17 protein-coding genes are annotated in these 18564 nt (G+C 66.4%); 7 read left to right on the forward strand and 10 right to left on the reverse strand.

Annotated features, from left to right (window positions below):
- Positions 1 to 12: 12 nt before the first annotated feature.
- Entirely contained in the window at positions 13 to 1521 is a 1509-nt protein-coding gene (gene mhpA / locus CO669_RS06070; RefSeq protein ID WP_097658825.1) for a bifunctional 3-(3-hydroxy-phenyl)propionate/3-hydroxycinnamic acid hydroxylase MhpA, read from the reverse strand.
- Between the two features lie 208 nt (positions 1522 to 1729).
- Between mhpA and CO669_RS06075 the strand changes: the two genes are divergently transcribed.
- Positions 1730 to 2878, forward strand: coding sequence for an ABC transporter substrate-binding protein (locus tag CO669_RS06075; RefSeq protein WP_097658826.1), 1149 nt, complete (start codon positions 1730 to 1732; stop codon positions 2876 to 2878).
- Between the two features lie 53 nt (positions 2879 to 2931).
- Positions 2932 to 4116, forward strand: coding sequence for a cytochrome P450 (locus CO669_RS06080; protein WP_097658827.1), 1185 nt, complete (start codon positions 2932 to 2934; stop codon positions 4114 to 4116).
- Between the two features lie 49 nt (positions 4117 to 4165).
- Here CO669_RS06080 and CO669_RS06085 read toward each other — a convergent pair whose 3' ends face one another.
- Positions 4166 to 4957 carry a DNA-binding transcriptional regulator gene (locus CO669_RS06085; protein ID WP_097658828.1) on the reverse strand — a complete coding sequence of 264 codons (792 nt, stop codon included), beginning with the start codon at positions 4955 to 4957 and terminating at the stop codon, positions 4166 to 4168.
- A gap of 144 nt (positions 4958 to 5101) precedes the next feature.
- Between CO669_RS06085 and CO669_RS06090 the strand changes: the two genes are divergently transcribed.
- Positions 5102 to 6085, forward strand: a complete 984-nt coding sequence (locus CO669_RS06090) for a VOC family protein (protein ID WP_198963861.1) — start codon at positions 5102 to 5104, stop codon at positions 6083 to 6085.
- Positions 6086 to 6129: 44 nt separating this feature from the next.
- Positions 6130 to 7092, forward strand: a complete 963-nt coding sequence (locus CO669_RS06095) for an MBL fold metallo-hydrolase (RefSeq protein ID WP_097658829.1) — start codon at positions 6130 to 6132, stop codon at positions 7090 to 7092.
- A gap of 13 nt (positions 7093 to 7105) precedes the next feature.
- On the opposite strand, the gene CO669_RS06100 is transcribed toward CO669_RS06095, so the two are convergent.
- Positions 7106 to 7768, reverse strand: a complete 663-nt coding sequence (locus CO669_RS06100) for a response regulator (protein ID WP_097658830.1) — start codon at positions 7766 to 7768, stop codon at positions 7106 to 7108.
- On the reverse strand, positions 7765 to 9147 hold the full coding sequence (locus CO669_RS06105) for a sensor histidine kinase (protein WP_097658831.1): 1383 nt from the start codon (positions 9145 to 9147) through the stop codon (positions 7765 to 7767). Before CO669_RS06105 ends, CO669_RS06100 begins: the two co-directional genes overlap by 4 nt.
- 193 nt (positions 9148 to 9340) lie before the next feature.
- Between CO669_RS06105 and CO669_RS06110 the strand changes: the two genes are divergently transcribed.
- Positions 9341 to 10246 (forward strand): DUF3280 domain-containing protein, encoded by a 906-nt coding sequence (locus CO669_RS06110; protein ID WP_097658832.1) that lies wholly within the window; start codon positions 9341 to 9343, stop codon positions 10244 to 10246.
- Here the strand turns inward: CO669_RS06110 and CO669_RS06115 are convergent.
- Genes CO669_RS06115 through CO669_RS06125 form a run of 3 tightly spaced genes read right to left on the reverse strand, consistent with a single transcriptional unit; the run spans position 10236 to position 13267 of the window.
- Positions 10236 to 11267: an L-idonate 5-dehydrogenase gene (locus CO669_RS06115; RefSeq protein ID WP_097658833.1), complete on the reverse strand. Its 1032-nt coding sequence runs from the start codon at positions 11265 to 11267 to the stop codon at positions 10236 to 10238. The two genes, CO669_RS06110 and CO669_RS06115, sit on opposite strands and share 11 nt — an antisense overlap.
- 21 nt (positions 11268 to 11288) lie before the next feature.
- The gene (locus CO669_RS06120) at positions 11289 to 12056 is read right to left on the reverse strand and encodes an SDR family oxidoreductase (protein WP_097658834.1); all 768 of its coding nucleotides are present in this window, start codon (positions 12054 to 12056) and stop codon (positions 11289 to 11291) included.
- Positions 12057 to 12067: 11 nt separating this feature from the next.
- On the reverse strand, positions 12068 to 13267 hold the full coding sequence (locus CO669_RS06125; RefSeq protein ID WP_198963862.1) for a mandelate racemase/muconate lactonizing enzyme family protein: 1200 nt from the start codon (positions 13265 to 13267) through the stop codon (positions 12068 to 12070).
- A gap of 179 nt (positions 13268 to 13446) precedes the next feature.
- Here CO669_RS06125 and CO669_RS06130 point away from each other — a divergent pair, with 179 nt between their 5' ends.
- Both CO669_RS06130 and CO669_RS06135 read left to right on the forward strand, forming a co-directional pair.
- Positions 13447 to 14214 carry a GntR family transcriptional regulator gene (locus CO669_RS06130; protein WP_097658836.1) on the forward strand — a complete coding sequence of 256 codons (768 nt, stop codon included), beginning with the start codon at positions 13447 to 13449 and terminating at the stop codon, positions 14212 to 14214.
- Between the two features lie 22 nt (positions 14215 to 14236).
- Positions 14237 to 15601, forward strand: coding sequence for an MFS transporter (locus CO669_RS06135; protein WP_097658837.1), 1365 nt, complete (start codon positions 14237 to 14239; stop codon positions 15599 to 15601).
- A 67-nt stretch (positions 15602 to 15668) separates the two neighbouring features.
- Here CO669_RS06135 and CO669_RS06140 read toward each other — a convergent pair whose 3' ends face one another.
- The 3 genes from CO669_RS06140 to CO669_RS06150 all read right to left on the reverse strand — a co-directional run bounded on the left by CO669_RS06140 (position 15669) and on the right by CO669_RS06150 (position 18538).
- Positions 15669 to 15905: a hypothetical protein gene (locus CO669_RS06140; RefSeq protein ID WP_097658838.1), complete on the reverse strand. Its 237-nt coding sequence runs from the start codon at positions 15903 to 15905 to the stop codon at positions 15669 to 15671.
- Between the two features lie 97 nt (positions 15906 to 16002).
- The gene (locus tag CO669_RS06145; RefSeq protein WP_097658839.1) at positions 16003 to 17253 is read right to left on the reverse strand and encodes an arsenic transporter; all 1251 of its coding nucleotides are present in this window, start codon (positions 17251 to 17253) and stop codon (positions 16003 to 16005) included.
- A gap of 25 nt (positions 17254 to 17278) precedes the next feature.
- Positions 17279 to 18538, reverse strand: a complete 1260-nt coding sequence (locus CO669_RS06150; RefSeq protein WP_097658840.1) for an MFS transporter — start codon at positions 18536 to 18538, stop codon at positions 17279 to 17281.
- Positions 18539 to 18564 lie beyond the last annotated feature (26 nt).

Consider the following 18564-nt stretch of genomic DNA (forward strand, 5'->3'; position numbering starts at 1 on the left):
AGAAGGGTTCGGTCAGGCCGCGGACGGCACGGGGGTTGGAGGCAAGAGGGTGGCGATGAGCCGGTCGAGTTCGGTCTCGTTACGGGCGGTGCCGCGCACGTAGCGGTCGGGGCGGACCAGTGCGGCGATGATGCCGTGCTCGCGGAGCCAGTCGCCGATGCCCCCGGCATCGTCGCTGGTCAGCAGTTTGATTCCGGCTTGCGCCAGCGCGGGATGCGATGAGTCCGTCGTCGCATGCGCGACGAGCAGCACGTGGCGGTAACCGATCCGGTCGTCACTGCGGCGTCCGTCCGTCAGCGCGAATTGCGGCGCGAGATGTCCGGCCAGGGGCAGATCGCCGAGCGCGAGCCCCGGGCCGAGCAGGGGTTTCATCACCTCGAGCTTCACCGGAGCATTCTCGCGGGCTTGGCCGGCGGCAAGGCCCGCTTCGATCGCCTTGGTGTTGATCACGCCGCCGAGACGGATGGCGAGCTCGATGAATTCGCGGACATGCGGCAGGCGCTCGCTCTGGTAGGTGTCGAGCAGACCGGGTGCGGCGCCGCCCCGGATGACCGCAGCGAGCTTCCAGGCGAGGTTTGCGGCATCGCGGATCCCGGCGCACATGCCCTGGCCGAGGAAGGGCGGGGTCTGGTGCGCGGAATCGCCCGCGAGCAGCAATCGTCCGTTCCGCCATTGCCGTGCGATGACGGAATGAAAGGTGTAGACCGCAGCGCGTTCGAGCTCGGCATCCTCGGGCGTGATCCAGCGCGACAGCAGGTCCCAGACCTTGGGCGGTTGCGCGATCTGCTGAGAATCCTCGTCCGGGAGAACCGTGATCTCCCAGCGTCGCCGCGTGCCGGTGCCGCGCACATAGGTCGCCGGCCGCCGGGGATCGCAGTGCTGGAGACTGTAGTCGCCGAGATCGTCGCGCGCGCGCTTGAGCAGCACGTCGATTACCAGCCAGCGCTCGTGGAAGCCGAGATCGTCCATGCCGGAGCCGATGAAGCGGCGGACCAGCGAGCGGGCGCCGTCGCAGCCAATCACGTAAGCAGCGCGGACTTCGGTGAGCTGTCCATTCGAGAGGTCTTCGTAGCGGACGCGCACGCCATGCTCGTCCTGGTCGAGCGCGAACACGTCGCAGCGGTTGCGCAGGACGACGCTGGGAAAGCGGCTGAGACCGCCGATCAGGACATCCTCCAGATCCGGCTGGTGGAAGCGATAGCTGAGATTCCAGCCCATCGGCGTGGGGGTCTGCGGCCGCGACCAGTCCAGCAGCATCTTGCCGTTGGCATCCAGAAACAGCATGCCGGGGCTGAGGATGACGTGCGGCAGGATCGCGTCGGCGAGGCCGACGGTCTGGAACACCCGCATGCACTCGTCGTCGAAATGCACCGCCCGCGGCAGATGATAGGTCCGCGCCTCGCGCTCCAGCACCAGCGTCTTCACGCCGCACAGGCCGAGCAGGTTGGCCAGCGTGGCCCCGACCGGGCCGCGGCCGACGATCACGACGTCGAACTCGTCGAAGGTGGATTTATCTTGCATGCGGCCATCTCTTCCCCAAGCCATGCCATCCGTTCAACGCCGCCGCGCCAAGTGTCCGCCCAGCGGACGACGACGGGGCTGCACACCCATCCTGTCCGCCAGCCGGACATTTCGGCAATTGCGCTGTTTCGGACAGGTTCGGCCTGGCTACTTAGGTGCAGGAAAAAAAGTGCAGGTTGTCGGTCGAGGCAGCCGCGGAGGAACGACGATGCTGAAATACGCGGGAGCGGCGTTGCTTGCGATCCGACTGTTGGTCATGCCGGCTCAGGCCGCAGACATCAACGTCGGAATCCTGCTGTCTGCCACCGGCCCTGCGGCGGCGATCGGGAATGCCGAGCGCAACGGGACCAGCTTCGGTGCGACCGAGATTGCGGGCCACAAGGTCAACTATCTGTTTCTCGACGAAGCCTCGGACAGCACCGCGGCGGTCGCCGCGCTGCGGAAACTGTTCCAGGGCAGCCAGATTGATATTCTCGTCGGTCCGACCACGACGCCGGGATCCTTTGCCGTGATCGATCCGGCAGTCGAGTACCATGTTCCGGTGATCACTCTCGCGCCCGTCAACGCGCTGGTCGCGCCGGTCGATGCGCGCAAGCGTTGGATCTTCAAGACGACCACCAACGACGACCACGAGGCGACGCCGTTGTTCGCGCACATGAAGACGAACGGCGTCAAGACGCTCGCCCTGATCGGCTTTGGCGATTCCTACGGCGATGCCTGGAGCAAGGTCGGCGCGGACATGTCTGCGGCCAACGGCATCAAGCTTGTTGCCGACGAGAAATATGCACGGACGGACACCAGCGTCAGTGGCCAGGTCCTCAAGATCCTCGCCGCCAATCCCGACGCCGTCCTCGTTGCCGCCTCCGGCGCGCCCGCGGCGCTGCCGCTGCTTCAACTTCGCGAAAAGGGATATGCGGGCAAGGTGTACGGCACTCTCGGTGCGACCTTCGGGGATTTCCGCAAGTTGACCGGCGCTCAGGGCGAAGGGATCTTCGTGCCGCTGAGCCCGGCTGTCGGGGCGGCCTCGTTGCCGGATGAGCATCCCGCCAAGCAAGCGGCGCTGGAATTCATTCGCCGCTACGAGGCCAAATTTGGCGCTGGAAGCCGCAACATCTTTGCGGGCTCCGCCTATGACGCGCTGCTCCTCATCGCGCGCGCCGCGCCGGTGGCGCTCAAGTCAGGAGAGCCCGGGACCGCTGAGTTCCGGGAAGGACTTCGGAGCGCCATCGAGGGGCTCAAGGGCGTCGCCGGCTCGCGCGGCGTCTACAATTACGGTCCCAACGACCACACCGGCCTCGACCAGAGCGCGCTGACGCTCGGCCGGCTCGAGAAGGGCGAATGGGTGGCCGTGCCCTGAGCCGTGCGCTTGAGGCGGGCGGGCGTGCTCTTGGCGGATTCGGAGAAGAGAGGATGACGGCCGCTCCCGGACAACCGGTCTATGACGTCGATCTCTACAGCGACGAGGTCTTGCGTGACCCATACCCGCATTATCGCGCCTTGCGCGAACTGGGCGCCGTGGTCTGGCTGCCTCGAAACGGGCTCCATGCGGTCGCGCGGTTCGACGACGTCCGTGCAGCGTTGCGGAATCCAGCATTGTTCTCGTCGGCCCACGGGGTCGCCGCGAACGATCACGTCAACGAGATCTCGCGAGGCACGACGCTGGCGAGCGATGCGCCCCTGCACGATCGGCTGCGTGCGATCATCGCGGCCCCCTTGCTGCCGCGGGCGCTGCAGGACATCGCACCGCAGATCCGGGCGGAGGCCGGCCTGCTGATCGACGATCTCGTCGCCCGAGGCGAGTTCGACGCGGTCACCGACCTGGCTCAGTATCTTCCCCTGACGATCGTCTCCAAGCTCGTGGGTCTGGAGGATTACGGCCGCGGCAGCATGTTGCGATGGGCTGCGGCGACCTTCAACGTGCTGGGCGGCATGAATGCAAGGGCGTGCGCGGCGCTGAAAGACGTTCAGGAAATGCGAGCCTATCTCGGCGGCGAGGAGATCAGGACGCGGCTGCGGCCCGGCAGTTGGGGTGACCGGATATTCGCAGCGGCGGATCGGGGCGAGGTCGAGGCTGAGCGCTGTCCGGTGTTGATGCGGGATTATCTCGGACCGAGCCTTGATACGACCATCTTCGCAACGGCCAACCTCATCCTGCTGTTCGGTCGGCATCCCGACCAATGGGAGCTCGTCCGCAACGATCCCGCCCTGATCCCTAACGCGATCAACGAGGCGTTGCGGCTGGAATCGCCGGTCCGTGGCTTCACGCGACACCTCGTGGCGGATGCCACGATCGGCGATCTGGCCGTCCCGCGCGACAGCCGGCTGCTGCTGCTCTACGCCTCGGCCAACCGCGACGAGCGAAAATGGCAGGATCCCGAGCGGTTCGACGTGAAACGCCGCGCCAACGATCATCTCGGTTTCGGCAACGGCACGCATATGTGCGCAGGCCTGCATCTGGCCCGGCTGGAGATGACGGCGCTGCTGGAAGGGCTCGTTGAACGCGTCGCCGGTTTCGAGCTTGGCGAGCCCGTGCTCGCGCTCAACAACGTGCTGCGCGGTCTGGCGTCGCTCCCGGTCCGGGTGACGCGCGCGTAGCTGCCGGCGGGCGCCGTTGTCGCACCCGTAACCAGCGTGAGGCTTGGAGTCAGGCGCCGACGTCGATGGCTGCTGCGGCGCTGCGTATCGGATCGACGAAGCTGGCGATGGCCTCGTCGAGCCCCAGCGCCGAGCGAATCCAGATGATGGAGATGCAGCCGAATACGGCTCCGTCCCGCACAATGGGGACGGCAATCGAAGCCGTCTTGGGATTGTACTCGCCCTCGCTGCGGATGGCGTAGCCGCGCGCCTGCGTCTCGGTGATCATGCGATCGAGATGGGCTGCGTCGAGGAACGGGCGGTCGTCGGCCTCGTCGATGCGACGGAGATGATTGACGATGAGGTCGCGCTCGTGCGCGGAGCAGGCGGCGAGATAGGCGCGGCCTGCGGAGGTGCGCAGCATTGGCAGGCGCTTGCCGATCATGCCGCGGTCGATCGAGAGCGGGCTGCGCGCGTGGGTGGTCTCCTGCACGACCATCGCGGCGTTCTCGTAAGTGGAGAGATCGACCGGCCAGACCAGGGTCTTGCTGAGCTCGGCGAGATAAGGCGCCGCCGCCTGGCAGATCACCACGCCGGGATCGTAGCCGTCGCCGAGGCTCAGCGCGCGCCGGGTGACGCGAAAACGGTCGTCGCTGGCGCTGCGGGCGATATAGCCGAGTTCCTCGAGGGTTTCGAGCAGGCGGTAGACGGTGGGCCGGGGCAGGTCGAGGGCGCGGGCAACGTCGCCGGCGCGGATGCCGCCGGAGCGGTTGACCTCGCGCAGCACGTCGAGCCCGCGCTTGAAGGCACGAACGCCTTCCGACTGCCGGGGCGCAGCCTTGCCCGTCCGCTCCTTGGACACTTCGCATTTCCTCCCTTGTGGCGCACGGTCCCGCGATTATCGTTGCGAACGCGAAGCGATTGCGGAAGGCTACCGTAGGATCGCGCGCGGCCGGTATCAAGTTTGCCGTATTGCGGCACACGCGATGCCTTCGGGAGGTCGTCGATGGAAATCACTGCGCTCGGTTATATCGGAATCAATTCATCGCAGCTCGACCAGTGGGGGCAGATGGCGACGGGGCTGCTCGGCATGCAGCAGGTTGATCGCGGCGGCAAGACGCGCGCCTTCCGCATGGACGATCGCAAGCAGCGGCTGATCGTCGACGGCAGCAGCGACGCCGGGCTGGCGGTGATGGGCTGGGAGGTCGCATCGACCGTTGAGCTGGATCAGCTGGCGGCCCGGCTGGAAAACCACGGCGTCAAGGTCACACGCGGCGCGCGCGCGCTGGCCGATGAACGCCATGTGGCCGAGCTGATCACGTTCGCCGACCCCGCCGGCAACCGCCTCGAGGCGTTCTGCAAGCCGGAGCTTGCGAGCGAGCCGTTCAAGCCGGGTCGGCCAATCTCGGGTTTCCGCACCGGCGCGCTCGGCATGGGGCACGTCGTGCTCAACGTCGAGGACGTCGAGCCACTATTGCCGTTCTACCGCGACGTGCTCGGCTTCCACGTCTCGGACTTCGGACTCAAGCCTTACGGGCTCTATTTCTTCCACGTCAACGGCCGCCACCATTCCTTTGCCATGGTCGGCTCGGGGCGGAAGGCGATGCATCATTTCATGGTGGAGCTCGGCAGCCTCGACGATGTCGGGCAGGGCTATGACCTCGCGCAGCTCGAAGATGGCCGCGTCGTCTATACGCTGGGCCGGCATACCAACGACCATATGACGTCGTTCTACGTGAACACGCCGTCCGGCTTCTTCATCGAATACGGCTGGGGCGGGCGCATCATCGATCCCCAGACCTGGCAGCCGCACGAGACCTTTGATGGCCCGTCGCTCTGGGGCCACGAACGGCTCCACATGCCGGAGGAACAGCGCAAGCGCTTGCGCGACATGCGGATGGATGCAGCCGCCCGCGGTGTGCGTGTCGCCGACCCGCGCGTGCCGCCGCTGAACTGCGCATGGCTGGACCAGGTGATCGCGCGCGAATGATCGGCGGCCACGCGACAAGAATCTGACGATCAGGGAAGGATACTATGCTCAAGACTGTTTTGCGGGCAGGCTTCGCGCTGCTCGCGCTGACGACGGCTGCCTCGGCCGAACCGGTCAAGGTGACGCTGCTCGGCACCGGCGTGCCGACCCCGCGGCCGACCAGCTTCAGCGCCTCGACGCTGGTGGAGGCGGGGAACGAGAAGCTGCTGTTCGACCTCGGCCGCGGCTCGACCATGCAGCTCTACAGACTGAAGATCCCGCTCGGCGCGATCACCGCAAATTTCATCACCCACATGCATTCCGACCACCTCGTCGGTCTTCCCGACATGTGGTTGACCGGCTGGCTCGCCACGCCGTGGGCATCCCGCAAGGGACCGATGAAGCTCTACGGGCCCAAGGGCACAGTCGCGATGACGGAGAATCTGACGAAGGCCTTTGCCGACGACATCCGCATTCGTATCGATGACGAGCACCTCGATCCCGAGACGATCAAATTTGCCGCAAAGGATATCGAGGCCGGGCCGGTCTACGACAACAATGGCGTCAAAGTCACCGCGATCGAGGTCAATCACGGCGAGAAGATCAAGCCGTCGTTCGGTTACGTCGTTGAGTATGGCGGCCACAAGGTGGTGCTGTCCGGCGACACCAAGTATGACGAGCGGGTGGCGAAGGCGGCGGAGGGGGCCGATCTGCTGATCCACGAGGTCGCGGTCATCGAGCCGGAGTTGTTGATCAAGAGCCCGGTCTACAAGGACGTTCAGGCGCACCACACGTCGCCGGAAGAGGCGGGCCAGATCTTCGCGGCCGCCAAACCGAAGCTTGCGGTTTACTCCCACATCGTGTTCGGCACCGTGAAGCCCGTGCCTGACATTCCGGAGGAGCCGCTAATCCTGCGCACGCGTACAGGCTACAAGGGACCTCTGCTCGTCGGTCGCGACATGATGTCATTTGTGATCGGCGACACGGTCGAGGCATTTGCGCCTGACGGAACGAAGCTTGCGCCCTAGCGGCAGGCGATGATCACGCCTCGCCGAGATCCGGCTCCGTCAACAGTCCCTGGCGCAAGGCGAGGCGGACCAGCTCGATGTCGGAGCCGACGCCGAGCTTGTCCTTGATCAGGGAGTGCAGGTTCGCCACCGTCTTCGGGCTGACATGCAGTGTTTCGGCGATCTCGTCCGTCGTCCTCTCGGCGAGCAGCAGCCGCAGCACCTCGAACTCACGCGCGGTGAGGACGTCGGCGGCCGAGCTCTCGCCGCCGAGCCGGCTCAGCGCCAGCTCGTGGTCGATGTCGGGGCTGATCGCGATCTTGCCGGCGAGCACGTCCATCACCGCCCGCACCAGCGTCTCGGGCGGGCTCGTCTTGGTGACGTAACCCCTGGCGCCGGCGCGGATCGCCTGCACGGCAAAGCCCGCATTCTGGTGCATGGTGAAGATGAGGATCCTTGCGCCCTTGTCCCATTGCCTGATGCGCCGGACGGCCTCGATGCCGCCGATGCCGGGCATGCTCAGATCCATGATGACGAGATCGGGCGCCTCGGATTTGTACAGCCGGTAGGCCTCCGCGCCGTCGGCGGCCTCGGCGACGACGCGAAGGCCGGGCTGCTTCTGCAGCACGGAACGATAACCCTCGCGGACCACCGAATGGTCGTCGACCAGCAGGATGGACGCATCGGCCGCGCTCATGCCGCATGCTCCAGCAGCTGCCGCTCGCCGGCGGCGAGCGGAATGACCACGCGCAGCGCCGAGCCGCCGTGGGGATCGACCTCGAAGCTCATCCGGCCGCGCAAGGCCGCGACGCGCTCGCGCATGCCGAGCAGGCCCATACCGGATTTGCCCGCGGCATCGCTCGGCCGGCCGTCGTCGTCGATGGCGAGGGCGATCTGGTCCGCGGCCATCGTCAATTGCAGGCCGACCCTGGTGGCGCCGGCGTGCTTGGCGGCATTGGTCAGCGCCTCCTGCACGATGCGGTAGAGATTGGCGCTGATCGCGGCGGGCAGGCTCGCGAAGGCGCCGTCGAACTGGATCGTGAAACGCGTCTCGCCGCGGCTGCGGCCGTTCCAGCCCGCGACCAGGCCTTCGAGGCTGGCAACGAGGCCGAGCTCCTCGACATCGGGCGGGCGCAGCCGGAACAGCGCGCCGCGCAGCGTCTCCATCATGCCCGTCGCGGTCCGCGCGATGCCGTCACATTCCGACAACAGAGCAGGGCAGTCCTGCACGGCGGTCTGGCGGGCGGACGAGGCCAGCGCGCGGATCGCGGCCAGCGACTGGCCGAACTCGTCGTGCAGCTCGCGTGCGAGATGGCGGCGCTCGTCGTCCTGCAGCGCGATCAGCTTGCGCGTCAGCTCGCTGCGTTCGGCAAGCGCGGTGTCGAGGCTTTCGGCGAGATGGTTGAAGCCGTCGCGGATCGCGGAGAGTTCGGCGAGATCGAATGGCGGCAGCCGTGCCGAGAGGTCGTTGGCCGCGATCCGCTCGAGACCGGTGCAGATCAGGCGGGTCGGGCGCAGCGCGCGCGCCAGCGCGGCGTAGACCAAGAGGCACAACAGCGGCAGCGCGATCGCAAGCGCGATCATCAGGCGGCCGGCCTCGTGCCAGGCCTCCGCCGTCTGCACCGCCGGATCGACCGAGACCACGGTCTCGCCGAGCCTGGTGCCGCGCACGATCACAGGCCGTGCCGCCTCGCGGCCGGGGTCGAACAGGCTGCGATAGAAGGCCGTAAAGGCCTGCGGCGGCGGGCTCGCCGGGGCAGGCGCACCGCTGCAGAACCGCTGCAGCATCTCGCCGCTCTCGCCACGGAACGCCAGACAAAGGCCCGGGGTCATCACATAGGCGGCGACGGGGTCGAGGTTGGGAAAGTCGCGCGGGCTGGCCGCCCACTGGATCTTGCCTTGCTGCAGCTCCAGCGACTTCGCCACGATCGCGGCGATGCCGTCGAGGCGCGCATGGGCCTCGCGGTCGGCGGCGATCAGAAAATAGGCGGAGATTGCGGCGAAGCAGGCGGCCGTGATCGCGGCCACGCGCAACGTCAGCCGGACCTTGAGATCGAATTTGGGGCGGTTCCGCATACGAAGGGTGCCTTGCGCGAACGGGTTTGTCGCCTCCGCATTAAACGGCAGAACGCCAGCGGCGGAAAGCGCTACGCGTTACCGCAGTGCAATGGCGTGAAATTTTCCCGGCGCGCGCCGGGATCGTCCCCGTTGCAGGGCCGCGGGCTGCCACCGAGATTTGCGAGCCGCTCGATCCAGCGAGGCCCTGCTCATGCACCTGTCCCGGTTGATCCTCCCTGCTTTTCTCCTGGCTGTCCTCGTGGGTGTCCGGCCTGCCGGCGCGGGGACCGAGGCGGCGGCCGCAGCACCGGTCGGCGTGTCGATCGAGGATTTCCAGTATCTGGACACGTCCGGCGAGCCGGTCGACCAGACCGCCGTCCACGAGAAGCGGCTGGGCGCATTCATGGTCGCGCTGCGGCGGGATGTCGGGGCGGACAAGCGCTATCAGCTCACGCCCGCCGGGCAGGACGATGCGAAATTCAAGGTCGTCGGCGGCGTCCAGAAAACGAGCACGCTGGTGCAATGGGCGCGCGTCGCCGTGATCGATACCGCGGCCAGGAAGGTCCTGTTCGAGAAGCTCTACACATTCCGCGGCGACAACGACGAGGCCTGGGACCGCGCCGAAGCGTTCCTCGCCCGCGAGGTCATCGCAGCGCTCGGCATGCCTGTGCCGGTCGCGCTCGCCGTGTTTGATTTCGAGCTCGAGGACATGACGGCGGCATCAGGGAGCACCTTGGCCGCTTCAGATGCGTCATACCTCGCCGAGACCACCGGGAGTGTGCGTGACGTGCTTGGCCAGTCCGGCCGCTACCGGATCGTCGCGGTCGGCCGGGAGGCGGCGACGGCGGGCGGCTTGCGGGACTGCGGCGGTTGCGAGGCTGCGATCGCGAAAAAGCTCGGCGCGGATCAATCGCTGATCGGCGTGGTGCGGCGGGTCAGCCGCACCGAATATACGCTCGGCTTCCAGCTGCGCGATGCCAGCACCGGCGCGGTGCTGGCGCGCGGCGACAGCGGCCTGCGCATGGGCGCCGACTATTCCTGGAAGCGCGGCGCGGTTCGCCTGGTCAGTGACCGGCTGATCGAGAGTCAGCAGGCCGCTGACGCGGCTAAAAGGTGAGCTGAACCTTCATCGACTGCGAGCGGTCGCTGGCGAGCTCGAAGGCGGCGACCGCGTTCTCGAACGGCATGGCGGCCGTGATCAGCGGCTTCACGTCGATCAGGCCTTCGCCCATCAGCCGCACCGCCAGCTCGAACTCGGGATCGAAGCGGAAGGTGCCGCGGAGCTGCAATTCCTTGGCGACGATGGAGTTGATCGGCAGCGTCATCTCGCCGCCGAGTCCGAGCTGGACCAGCGTCGCGCCGGGGCGGAGCACGTCGAGCGCGGTGCGGATCGCGGCCTGGTTGCCGGAGGCTTCGAACAGGGTGTCGAACACGCCCTTGCCGGCACGCCACGGGTCGAGCGCCGAAGCATGGGTCGCGACGTTGATGGCATGCGCCGCGCCGAGCTTCCTGGCGACCGCGAGCGGCGCTTCGGCCACATCCGTCACCACGATCTCGGATGCACCGCCGAAGCGCGAGACCAGAATCATCAGCGCACCGATCGGGCCGCAGCCGGTGATCAGCACGCGCTTGCCGAGCAGGGGGCCGGCCTGCTTGCCGGCATGCAGGCACACCGCCAGCGGCTCGGCGACCGCAGCTTCCGCCAGCGACAGCCTGTCGGCGATCGGCACCGCCTGCGAGGCGTCGACCGTGATGAACTCGCGAAAGCCGCCTTGCACATGGGGAAAGCGCATCGCGCTGCCGAGGAAGCGCATGTCGAGGCACTGGTTGCGCATGCCCTCCTGGCAATGCTGGCAGTGCCCGCACGGCTTGCTCGGATTGACCGCCACGCGCGTGCCAGCCTTCACGCTGCTGACGCCGTCGCCGACATCAGCCACGACGCCGGCGATCTCGTGCCCCAGCGCCATCGGCTGCTGTATGCGCACGACGCCGAAGCCGCCGTGGTGGTAGTAGTGCAGGTCGGAGCCACAGATGCCGCCATTTGCGATCTTGACGCGGACCTCGCCCGGGCCGGGCGCCGGATCGGGATAGCTGTCGATCCGCAGGTCTTTCGGGGCGTGAATGACGACGGCGCGCATGGTCTGCTCCTTAGTCTGCGATCACATCGCGGCGATCATGCCGCCATCGACATAGATGATCTGGCCGTTGACGTAGGTGGAGGCGTCGGAGGCGAGGAAGATTGCCGCGCCCACCAGCTCGTCCGGCTTGCCCCAGCGCTTGGAGGGGATGCGGCCCATCAGCCAGTTGTTGAAATCGGTGTTGTTGACCAGCGCCTCGTTCATGTCGGTCAGCATGTAGCCGGGACCGATCGCGTTGGCCTGGATGCCGTGCTGGGCCCATTCCACCGCCATCGAGCGGGTCAGATTCTTGATGCCGCCCTTGGCCGCGGTGTAGGGCGCGATGGTGGGGCGGGCGAGCTCGCTGCCGAGCGAGCCGATATTGATGATCTTGCCGCGCTTGCGCGGGATCATGCGCTTGCCAGCCTCGCGGCCGATCACGAAGGCGCTGGTGAGGTCGGTCTCGATCACCTTGCGCCATTCGTCGGTGGTGAACTCGACCAGCGGCTTGCGGTGCTGGATGCCGGCATTGTTGACGAGGATGTCGACGGCGAGGCCCTTCTTGTCGAAATCGTCGAAGGCGGCAACGATCGCGGGCTCGTCGGTGACGTTGAAGGCGGCGCCTTCGGCCTGATGCCCGGCGGCGCGAAACTCGGCGACGGCCTGTTCGACCCGCTTGGGATCGACGCCGTTGATGATGATCTTCGCGCCTGCCTTCGCCATGCCCTCGGCGATGGCGCGGCCGAGCCCGCGCGAGGAGCCGGTCACGAGCGCGGTACGGCCGGAGAGATCGAAGAGGGAGGTGCTCATCGCGAGAATCCTTAGACGTTGGTGCGGCGCACGATCAGATCGGAGCGGTCGAAGACGGCGGGCAGAAGGTCGACGCCGAGGCCGGGACCTTCCATCGGGAAGACGTAGCCGTCCTTGATGGTCGGCATCGTGGTGACCAGCTCGTTGTACCAGCCTTTGTAGAACGCGCGCACCGATTCCTGGATCAGCGTGTTGGGCTGGCTGAACGACATGTGGATGGCGGCGATGAAGCCGATCGGCCCGATGCAATCATGCGGGGCGAAGGGACGGTGATAGGTCTCGGCCATCGCCGCGATCTTGCGGCCCTCGGTGAGGCCGCCGGTCCAGCACAGATCCGCCATCACGACGTGCATGGCGTCGCGGTCGAGCATGTCCTTGTAGGGGAAGCGCGAGCCCAGCGTCTCGCTGGCGCAGACCCAGACGTCGGTCGAGCGGGCGTATTCGGCGAGCGCCTGCGGCGAGTTCATCCGGATCGGATCTTCGTACCAGGTCGGCTTGTACGGCTCGAGCGCGCGCGCGATCTGCTTGGCGGTCGGCAGATTCCACAGCGAGTGGAGCTCGACCATGATCTCCATCTTGTCGCCGACGGCTTTTCGGATCTTCTCGAACGGCTCGATCGCCTGCTTCATCTGGGCGGCGGTGATGTAGAGGCCCTTGTTTTCCTGCGCCGCCGGATCGAACGGCCAGATCTTCATCGCGGAGATGCCGCTCTCCAACAGGCTCTCGGCCAGCGCGTCGGCGCGGTTCATGAAGCCGTCGAGATCCTCATAAGGCCCCTTGGACGCCCCGAGATTCCAGTTCGAGACCGGGCTGATATTGGTGGAGCGGACATATTGGGTGCCGGCGCAGGTGTTGTAGATGCGCTGCTTGTCGCGGCACAGGCCCCCGAGCATCTGGTGCACCGGCTGATTGCAGACCTTGCCGAACAGGTCCCACAGCGCAATGTCGATCGCGGAGGCCGCGCGATATTCGACGCCGGTGGAGGACTGCGCCATCGGCAGGTTCAGCATGTCACGATGGATGGCCTCGATGTGCAGGGGATTGCGGCCGAGCAGGCGGCCGGCAAAGGTGTCGTGGATCTGCGCCTCGACGGCGCCTGCGCCGTAGAAGGTTTCGCCAAGCCCGATCACGCCGGTATCGGTGTGGACGCGCACCCAGATGACGTTGGAAAATTCCTCGGTGCGCAGCGTCTCGATCGACGTGATCTTCACGGCAACAATCCTCCCATCACCGGCGCCTCGCGCCTGACGTCTCATTTTGCGCTGCAACATGTTGCAAGTCGCGCGAAAGTCTTACGCCTGCTTGTAATATATCACAACATGTTTTAAGCCAGTCACAAATAAGGCGCCGCCCTGCGGGGGGGACAACGCAGGCCGACGGGGAGGACAACATGGCACGGCGCAAGCGCACGCTCGAGGTGGTGAGAAACGAGGACGACGGCGAGGGCAAGCCCTCCCGCCGCAACCGTCTCAACTTCTTCGAGCTGGCCTACCTGAGGATCGAAGAGCTCCTCGTTCATTGCGAGCTCAAGCCCGGCCAGTTCATGACGATGCTGGAATTGCAGCAGATCACCGGCTTCGGGCGCACGCCGGTGCATCACGCGGTCAATCGTCTCTCCGCAGATACGCTCATCATCATTCGCCCGCGTCACGGTCTGCACATCGCGCCGATCGATCTTGCGCGCGAGCGCATGCTGCTCGGTCTGCGCCGCGACATGGAGCGTTTCGTGATCCGCCTTGCGGCCGATCGCGCCAGCCTCTCGCATCGCAATCAGGCCCTGCATATCGAGCGTCTCTTGCGCGAGCGCCGCGCCAGCCTGACCCTCGACGAATTCAACCACATCGACCGCCGCATCGACGCGCTGGTGCTGGAAGCCGCTGGCGAGCCGTTCCTGGTGCACACGCTGCGGCCGCTGCACACGCTGTACCGGCGCATCGGCTACATCCACCACCGCTTCATGCCGGGGCAGGCCGATCTGTCGGGCACGATCGATCGACATCTCGCCATTCTCGCCGCGGTGGCCAGCCGGCGCGTCGAGGACGCGGTGAAGGCGAGCGACGGGCTGATCGACTACATGGGCGAGATATTCACGGGCATGGAGGCGGGGATCGACCCGCGCCTGCTCGATTGCAGCATCGAGCCGCTGCTCGGCACGTAGAGTTTTGAAGAGAGGACCAAGCATGACAACGATGGCGATGCCACAACCGACCGCGAGCGAAGCCGCGGTCCGCTACCTCATCACCAACTACAGTCCCAAGGGCAACAAGGTCGGCTGGCTGATGATGGCCTCGATCCTGGTCGAGGCCTGGGACCTCTATTCGATCGCCTTCGTGCTGATCTTCATCAAGGAGCAGTACAATCCCGATCCGCTGATGCTCGGCCTTGCCGCGGCGGGCACGCAGGGCGGCGCGCTGATCGGCGCACTGCTCGGCGGCTGGCTGTCCGACAAGATCGGTCGCCGCGTCATGTTCCTGGTCACGATGGTGATGTTCATCGTGCTGGCGCTGGCGCAGGCTTTCGTGCCCGACGTCACCTGGCTCATCGTGATCCGCTTCCTGCTCGGCATCCCGCTCGGCTCGGACATCTCGACCGGCTACACCTACATCATGGAATCCATGGCCAAGGGTGAGCGCGAGGTCATGGGCAACCGCTGGCAGTTCATGTTCGCCGTCGGCGAGGTGCTGACCATCGGCGTCATCGTGATCTTCCTGCTGCTCGACATCCACCACGAGACGCTGTGGCGCGTGACGCTCGGCCTCGGTGCGCTGCCGGCGCTGATCATCCTTCTGATGCGCCACGACGTGCCGGAGACGGCGGTGTGGCTGGTGCAGAAGGGGCGCTACCGCGAGGCCAAGCAGGTCGCGCGCGAGATGTTCAACGACAATCTCGACATGCTGCCGGACCAGGATGTCGCGGTTCCCAAGACCAGCACCCGTGCCTTCCTCGCCGACCTCAAGAAAGATCCGATCCGCTGGCGCGCCACGCTGTATGGCTGGATCGCCTGCTTCGCCCAGGCGAGCGAGTTCTCGACCTTCGCGTTCTATTTGCCGGTGCTGTTCGTGATGGTCGGTGTGTCGAGCGTGCTCGGCATCAATCTGGTGACGATGGCGCTGTTCTCCTTCGCGGCCCTGTCGGGCTGGGTCGGACCCTTGCTGACGCCGAAGATCGGCCATCGCGGCATCGCGATCGCGGGCTTCTCGATCGTGCTGGTGTCGCTGCTGGTTGCCGCGTTTGCGCTCTACACCGACAACAAGATGCTGCTGCCGTTCGCCGCCGCCGGCATGCTCTGGGGCCACTATTGGGACGCGTCGAACTGCATGACCATCCCGACCATGGTCGCCCGGCCGCAATACCGCGGCACTGCCAGCGGCTTCGCCTACATGTTCGTGAAGCTGCCGTCGTTCCTGGCGATCTTCCTGTTCCCGACGCTGTTCGCCGCGATCGGGCAGGCCAACGCCACGCTGTTCGTCGCGATCTTCCCGGTGATCGGATTGCTCGCCGCAATCTTCATCCTGCCGGAAGTCTACGGCTACGAGAACGACTGATGAAGCGCTGCCCGGTCGCGGCTCCGGCCGCGATCGGGTCCCGCCTCGGGAGGTTCGGCGCCGGTGACTACGGGCTCAGGAAGACCGGGTCGATTCCAGTGCCATGGCCGAGCAGGCCGAGCGCCTGAAGCTGGGCGCTGTGCAGGTCGATCTCGACCATCGCAAACAGGGTCACCAGCACCACGACGGTGAGAAGCAGCAACGGGTGGGACGTTTCAGCCCCGCTCTGGCTGGGTGCGATGAAGCTCTGATACGAGCGACGCAGGAAAGAACTCTGTGGCAACGCCTTTGACTGGAACTGCATGATGAACCTCCTTGCCGCGCCCAATGAGGCCGCGCGACAAGTTGAAGTATAGCTCCTGCCACCGCAGCGACATTGATGCGCCGCAAAGAGCGCACGTTTATCGGATCGCCGCCGCCAAAGCCGCGATCAGGGCCGGCGGGGTTACCAGCATACCGAGCTTGAGGAAGGGCCAGGCGCCGACCTCGATCCTTTCCCGGCGGAGCGCGACCAGCCAGAGGATGGTGGCGAGCGATCCGGTTACCGACAGGTTGGGGCCGAGATCGACGCCGATCAGGATGGCGCTGACGACGGGCGCCGGCAGATGATCGCTGGCGGCGACCGAGCCGGCGACGAGGCCGACGGGGAGGTTGTTGGCGATGTTGTCGGCGAGCGCGGTGGCGATGCCGACGCTCCAGGCCGCCTGCGGCACCGAGTGGGCCACCGCCTGGTGCAGCAGTGCGCTGAGCTGCGCGATCACGCCGGTCTTGATCAGCGCCTCCACCATGACGAAGAGTCCGCCGACCAGCGGCAGCACGCTCCAGGACACGCCCCGCAGCACCGGCCATGGCGATTGCCGGCTGAGCAGCAGCACGATCACGGCCGTCACGCTGCCGCAGATGAAGGTCGGCAGACCGAGCTGCCGGTCCAGCGCCGACGCCGTAACGAGCACGATGCCGATCGCGACGATGCCGACGGCGGTCAGCTTGCCGCCGCGGCCGAGCCTGGGATGCGGCACGCTGCGCGCAATCGTCTCCTGCTTCAGCGCGCGGTGCTGGGTCAGGCGCAGCACGACATAGGTCAGCAGGATCGAAGCCGCCGAGGGCAGGGCGAACAGCCGCAGCCATTCCGTCAGTTGCGGCATGCGCGCGCCGAACACGACGAGATTGGCGGGGTTGGAGATCGGCAGCACGAAGCTCGCGGCATTGGCGATGAAGGCGCAGACGAAGAGATAGGGCAGCGGCTTGGCGCCGGCTGCGCGCGTCGCCGCATAGACGGCGGGCGTCAGCACGATGGCGGTGGCGTCGTTGGAGAGCAGCACGGTGACGAGCGTGCCGACGAGATAGATCAGCAGGAACAGCCGCTGCGGTGACCCGGCCGCATATTCCACCGCGAGCGCGGCGAGATAATCGAACAGGCCCTCCAGCCGCGCCAGCTCGGCGATCAGCATCATGCCGATCAGGAAGAGATAGACGTCGATGCCTTTCTCGACGCCGGCAAGCGCATCCTGCCACGGAAGCAGGCCTGCGAGCACCAGGGCGACCGCGCCGATCACGGCCCAGATCGCTTCGGGCAGGCGAAAGGGGCGGATGATGACGCCTGCGGTGGCGACGACGATGATGCTCCAGGCCCAGATGGCGTCAGACGGCACGTTCAGTCCTTGACGTGAGATGAGTTCATTCGGCAGCGATAGCGGATGCCGGCGCCGCTGTCTCCCCCCGTGCGCCATGCCGCGTTTCCGGCAGGGCAACGAGACAGATGACGGCGCCGATCGCAGCGACGGCGCCGAGGCTGATGAACGCCGCGCTGTAGCCCGCGCCGACCACGACGAAGCCGGACAGCGTCGTCGACAGTGCCGCGCCGATGCTCTGGGCGGTGATGACCGCGCCCTGCGCGACGTTGAAGCGGCCGGTGTTGCGCATGAGATCGGCGACGATGACGGGAAAGATCGCGCCAAAGATGCCGGCGCCGACGCCGTCGAGCAGCTGCACGCCGACCAGCCAGAACGGATTGTCCGAGAGCGTGTAGAGCGCGCCGCGGATCGGCAGGATCAGCAAGGCAGCAAGGAAGAAGCGCTTGTGTCCCCACGTGTCGGCCTTGGCGCCAACCAGCATGGCGAACGGCACCATCACCAATTGCGCGGCGACGATGCAGGCGGACATCAGGCTGGTGCCGAGATTCTTGTCCTGCAATGCCAGCTTCTGCCCGACCAGCGGCAGCATCGCCGCGTTGGAGAGGTGAAACAGGAGCGCGCAGATGGCGAAGACGAGCAGCGGGCGGCAGGTCAGCAGCACCTTCAGCCCCGAAGGCTGTTCGTGTTGCTCGGCGTCATTCGCTCCGTCCAGCCCGCGCGCGAGATCGTGGTCGATCGCCCGTTCGGGAATGGCGAGGATGCTGACGAGACTTGCGATAGCCATGCCGCCGAGCAAATAGAACACGACCGTCGGTCCGAACCAGTAGGCCGATAGTCCGGCCAGGCCCGCCGCGACGGCGTTGCCGGCATGGTTGAAGGTTTCGTTGCGGCCGATCCGTCTGGTGAAGGCGCGATGTCCGAAGATGCCGAGCGAAACGGCGGCAATCGCCGGCGGAAAAACGACGCCGGCCGCCTGCGCAATGCCTTGCGAGATCGCGACCGGCAGGAAGCTCGGGAATAGGGGCAGCGACAACGAGGCGAGAGTCACGAGCATCGCGGCAACCGCCATCACCGTTCGCTTCGCGCGGGTCGCATCGACCAGCGCGCCGGCCGGCGTCTGCGCCACGATGCCGGCGATGGTCGCGATCGACATCACGAGGCCGATCCGCGCCTCGTCCCAATGCTGCTCGGTGAGAAGATAGACGGCAAGATAAGGGCCGAGCCCGTCGCGGACGTCGGCGAGGAAGAAATTGGCGGCATCGAGCGCGCGGCCGGCCCGAGCCTTCTCATGCGTGTCCGACATGAATCCCTCCTTCCTCGCCAGGCGTC

Origin of the sequence: Bradyrhizobium sp. Y36 (assembly GCF_002531575.1) — a bacterium.
Lineage (GTDB): Bacteria > Pseudomonadota > Alphaproteobacteria > Rhizobiales > Xanthobacteraceae > Bradyrhizobium.

Coding starts and splice junctions, on each gene's coding strand:
- CO669_RS06075 (WP_097658826.1), top strand. CDS start 1,730: ATGCTGAAATACGCGGGAGCGGCGTTGCTTGCGATCCGACTGTTGGTC.
- CO669_RS06135 (WP_097658837.1), top strand. CDS start 14,237: ATGACAACGATGGCGATGCCACAACCGACCGCGAGCGAAGCCGCGGTC.
- CO669_RS06090 (WP_198963861.1), top strand. CDS start 5,102: ATGGAAATCACTGCGCTCGGTTATATCGGAATCAATTCATCGCAGCTC.
- CO669_RS06105 (WP_097658831.1), bottom strand. CDS start 9,147: ATGCGGAACCGCCCCAAATTCGATCTCAAGGTCCGGCTGACGTTGCGC.
- CO669_RS06130 (WP_097658836.1), top strand. CDS start 13,447: ATGGCACGGCGCAAGCGCACGCTCGAGGTGGTGAGAAACGAGGACGAC.
- CO669_RS06115 (WP_097658833.1), bottom strand. CDS start 11,267: ATGCGCGCCGTCGTCATTCACGCCCCGAAAGACCTGCGGATCGACAGC.
- CO669_RS06080 (WP_097658827.1), top strand. CDS start 2,932: ATGACGGCCGCTCCCGGACAACCGGTCTATGACGTCGATCTCTACAGC.
- CO669_RS06120 (WP_097658834.1), bottom strand. CDS start 12,056: ATGAGCACCTCCCTCTTCGATCTCTCCGGCCGTACCGCGCTCGTGACC.
- CO669_RS06110 (WP_097658832.1), top strand. CDS start 9,341: ATGCACCTGTCCCGGTTGATCCTCCCTGCTTTTCTCCTGGCTGTCCTC.
- CO669_RS06100 (WP_097658830.1), bottom strand. CDS start 7,768: ATGAGCGCGGCCGATGCGTCCATCCTGCTGGTCGACGACCATTCGGTG.
- CO669_RS06150 (WP_097658840.1), bottom strand. CDS start 18,538: ATGTCGGACACGCATGAGAAGGCTCGGGCCGGCCGCGCGCTCGATGCC.
- CO669_RS06095 (WP_097658829.1), top strand. CDS start 6,130: ATGCTCAAGACTGTTTTGCGGGCAGGCTTCGCGCTGCTCGCGCTGACG.
- mhpA (WP_097658825.1), bottom strand. CDS start 1,521: ATGCAAGATAAATCCACCTTCGACGAGTTCGACGTCGTGATCGTCGGC.
- CO669_RS06140 (WP_097658838.1), bottom strand. CDS start 15,905: ATGCAGTTCCAGTCAAAGGCGTTGCCACAGAGTTCTTTCCTGCGTCGC.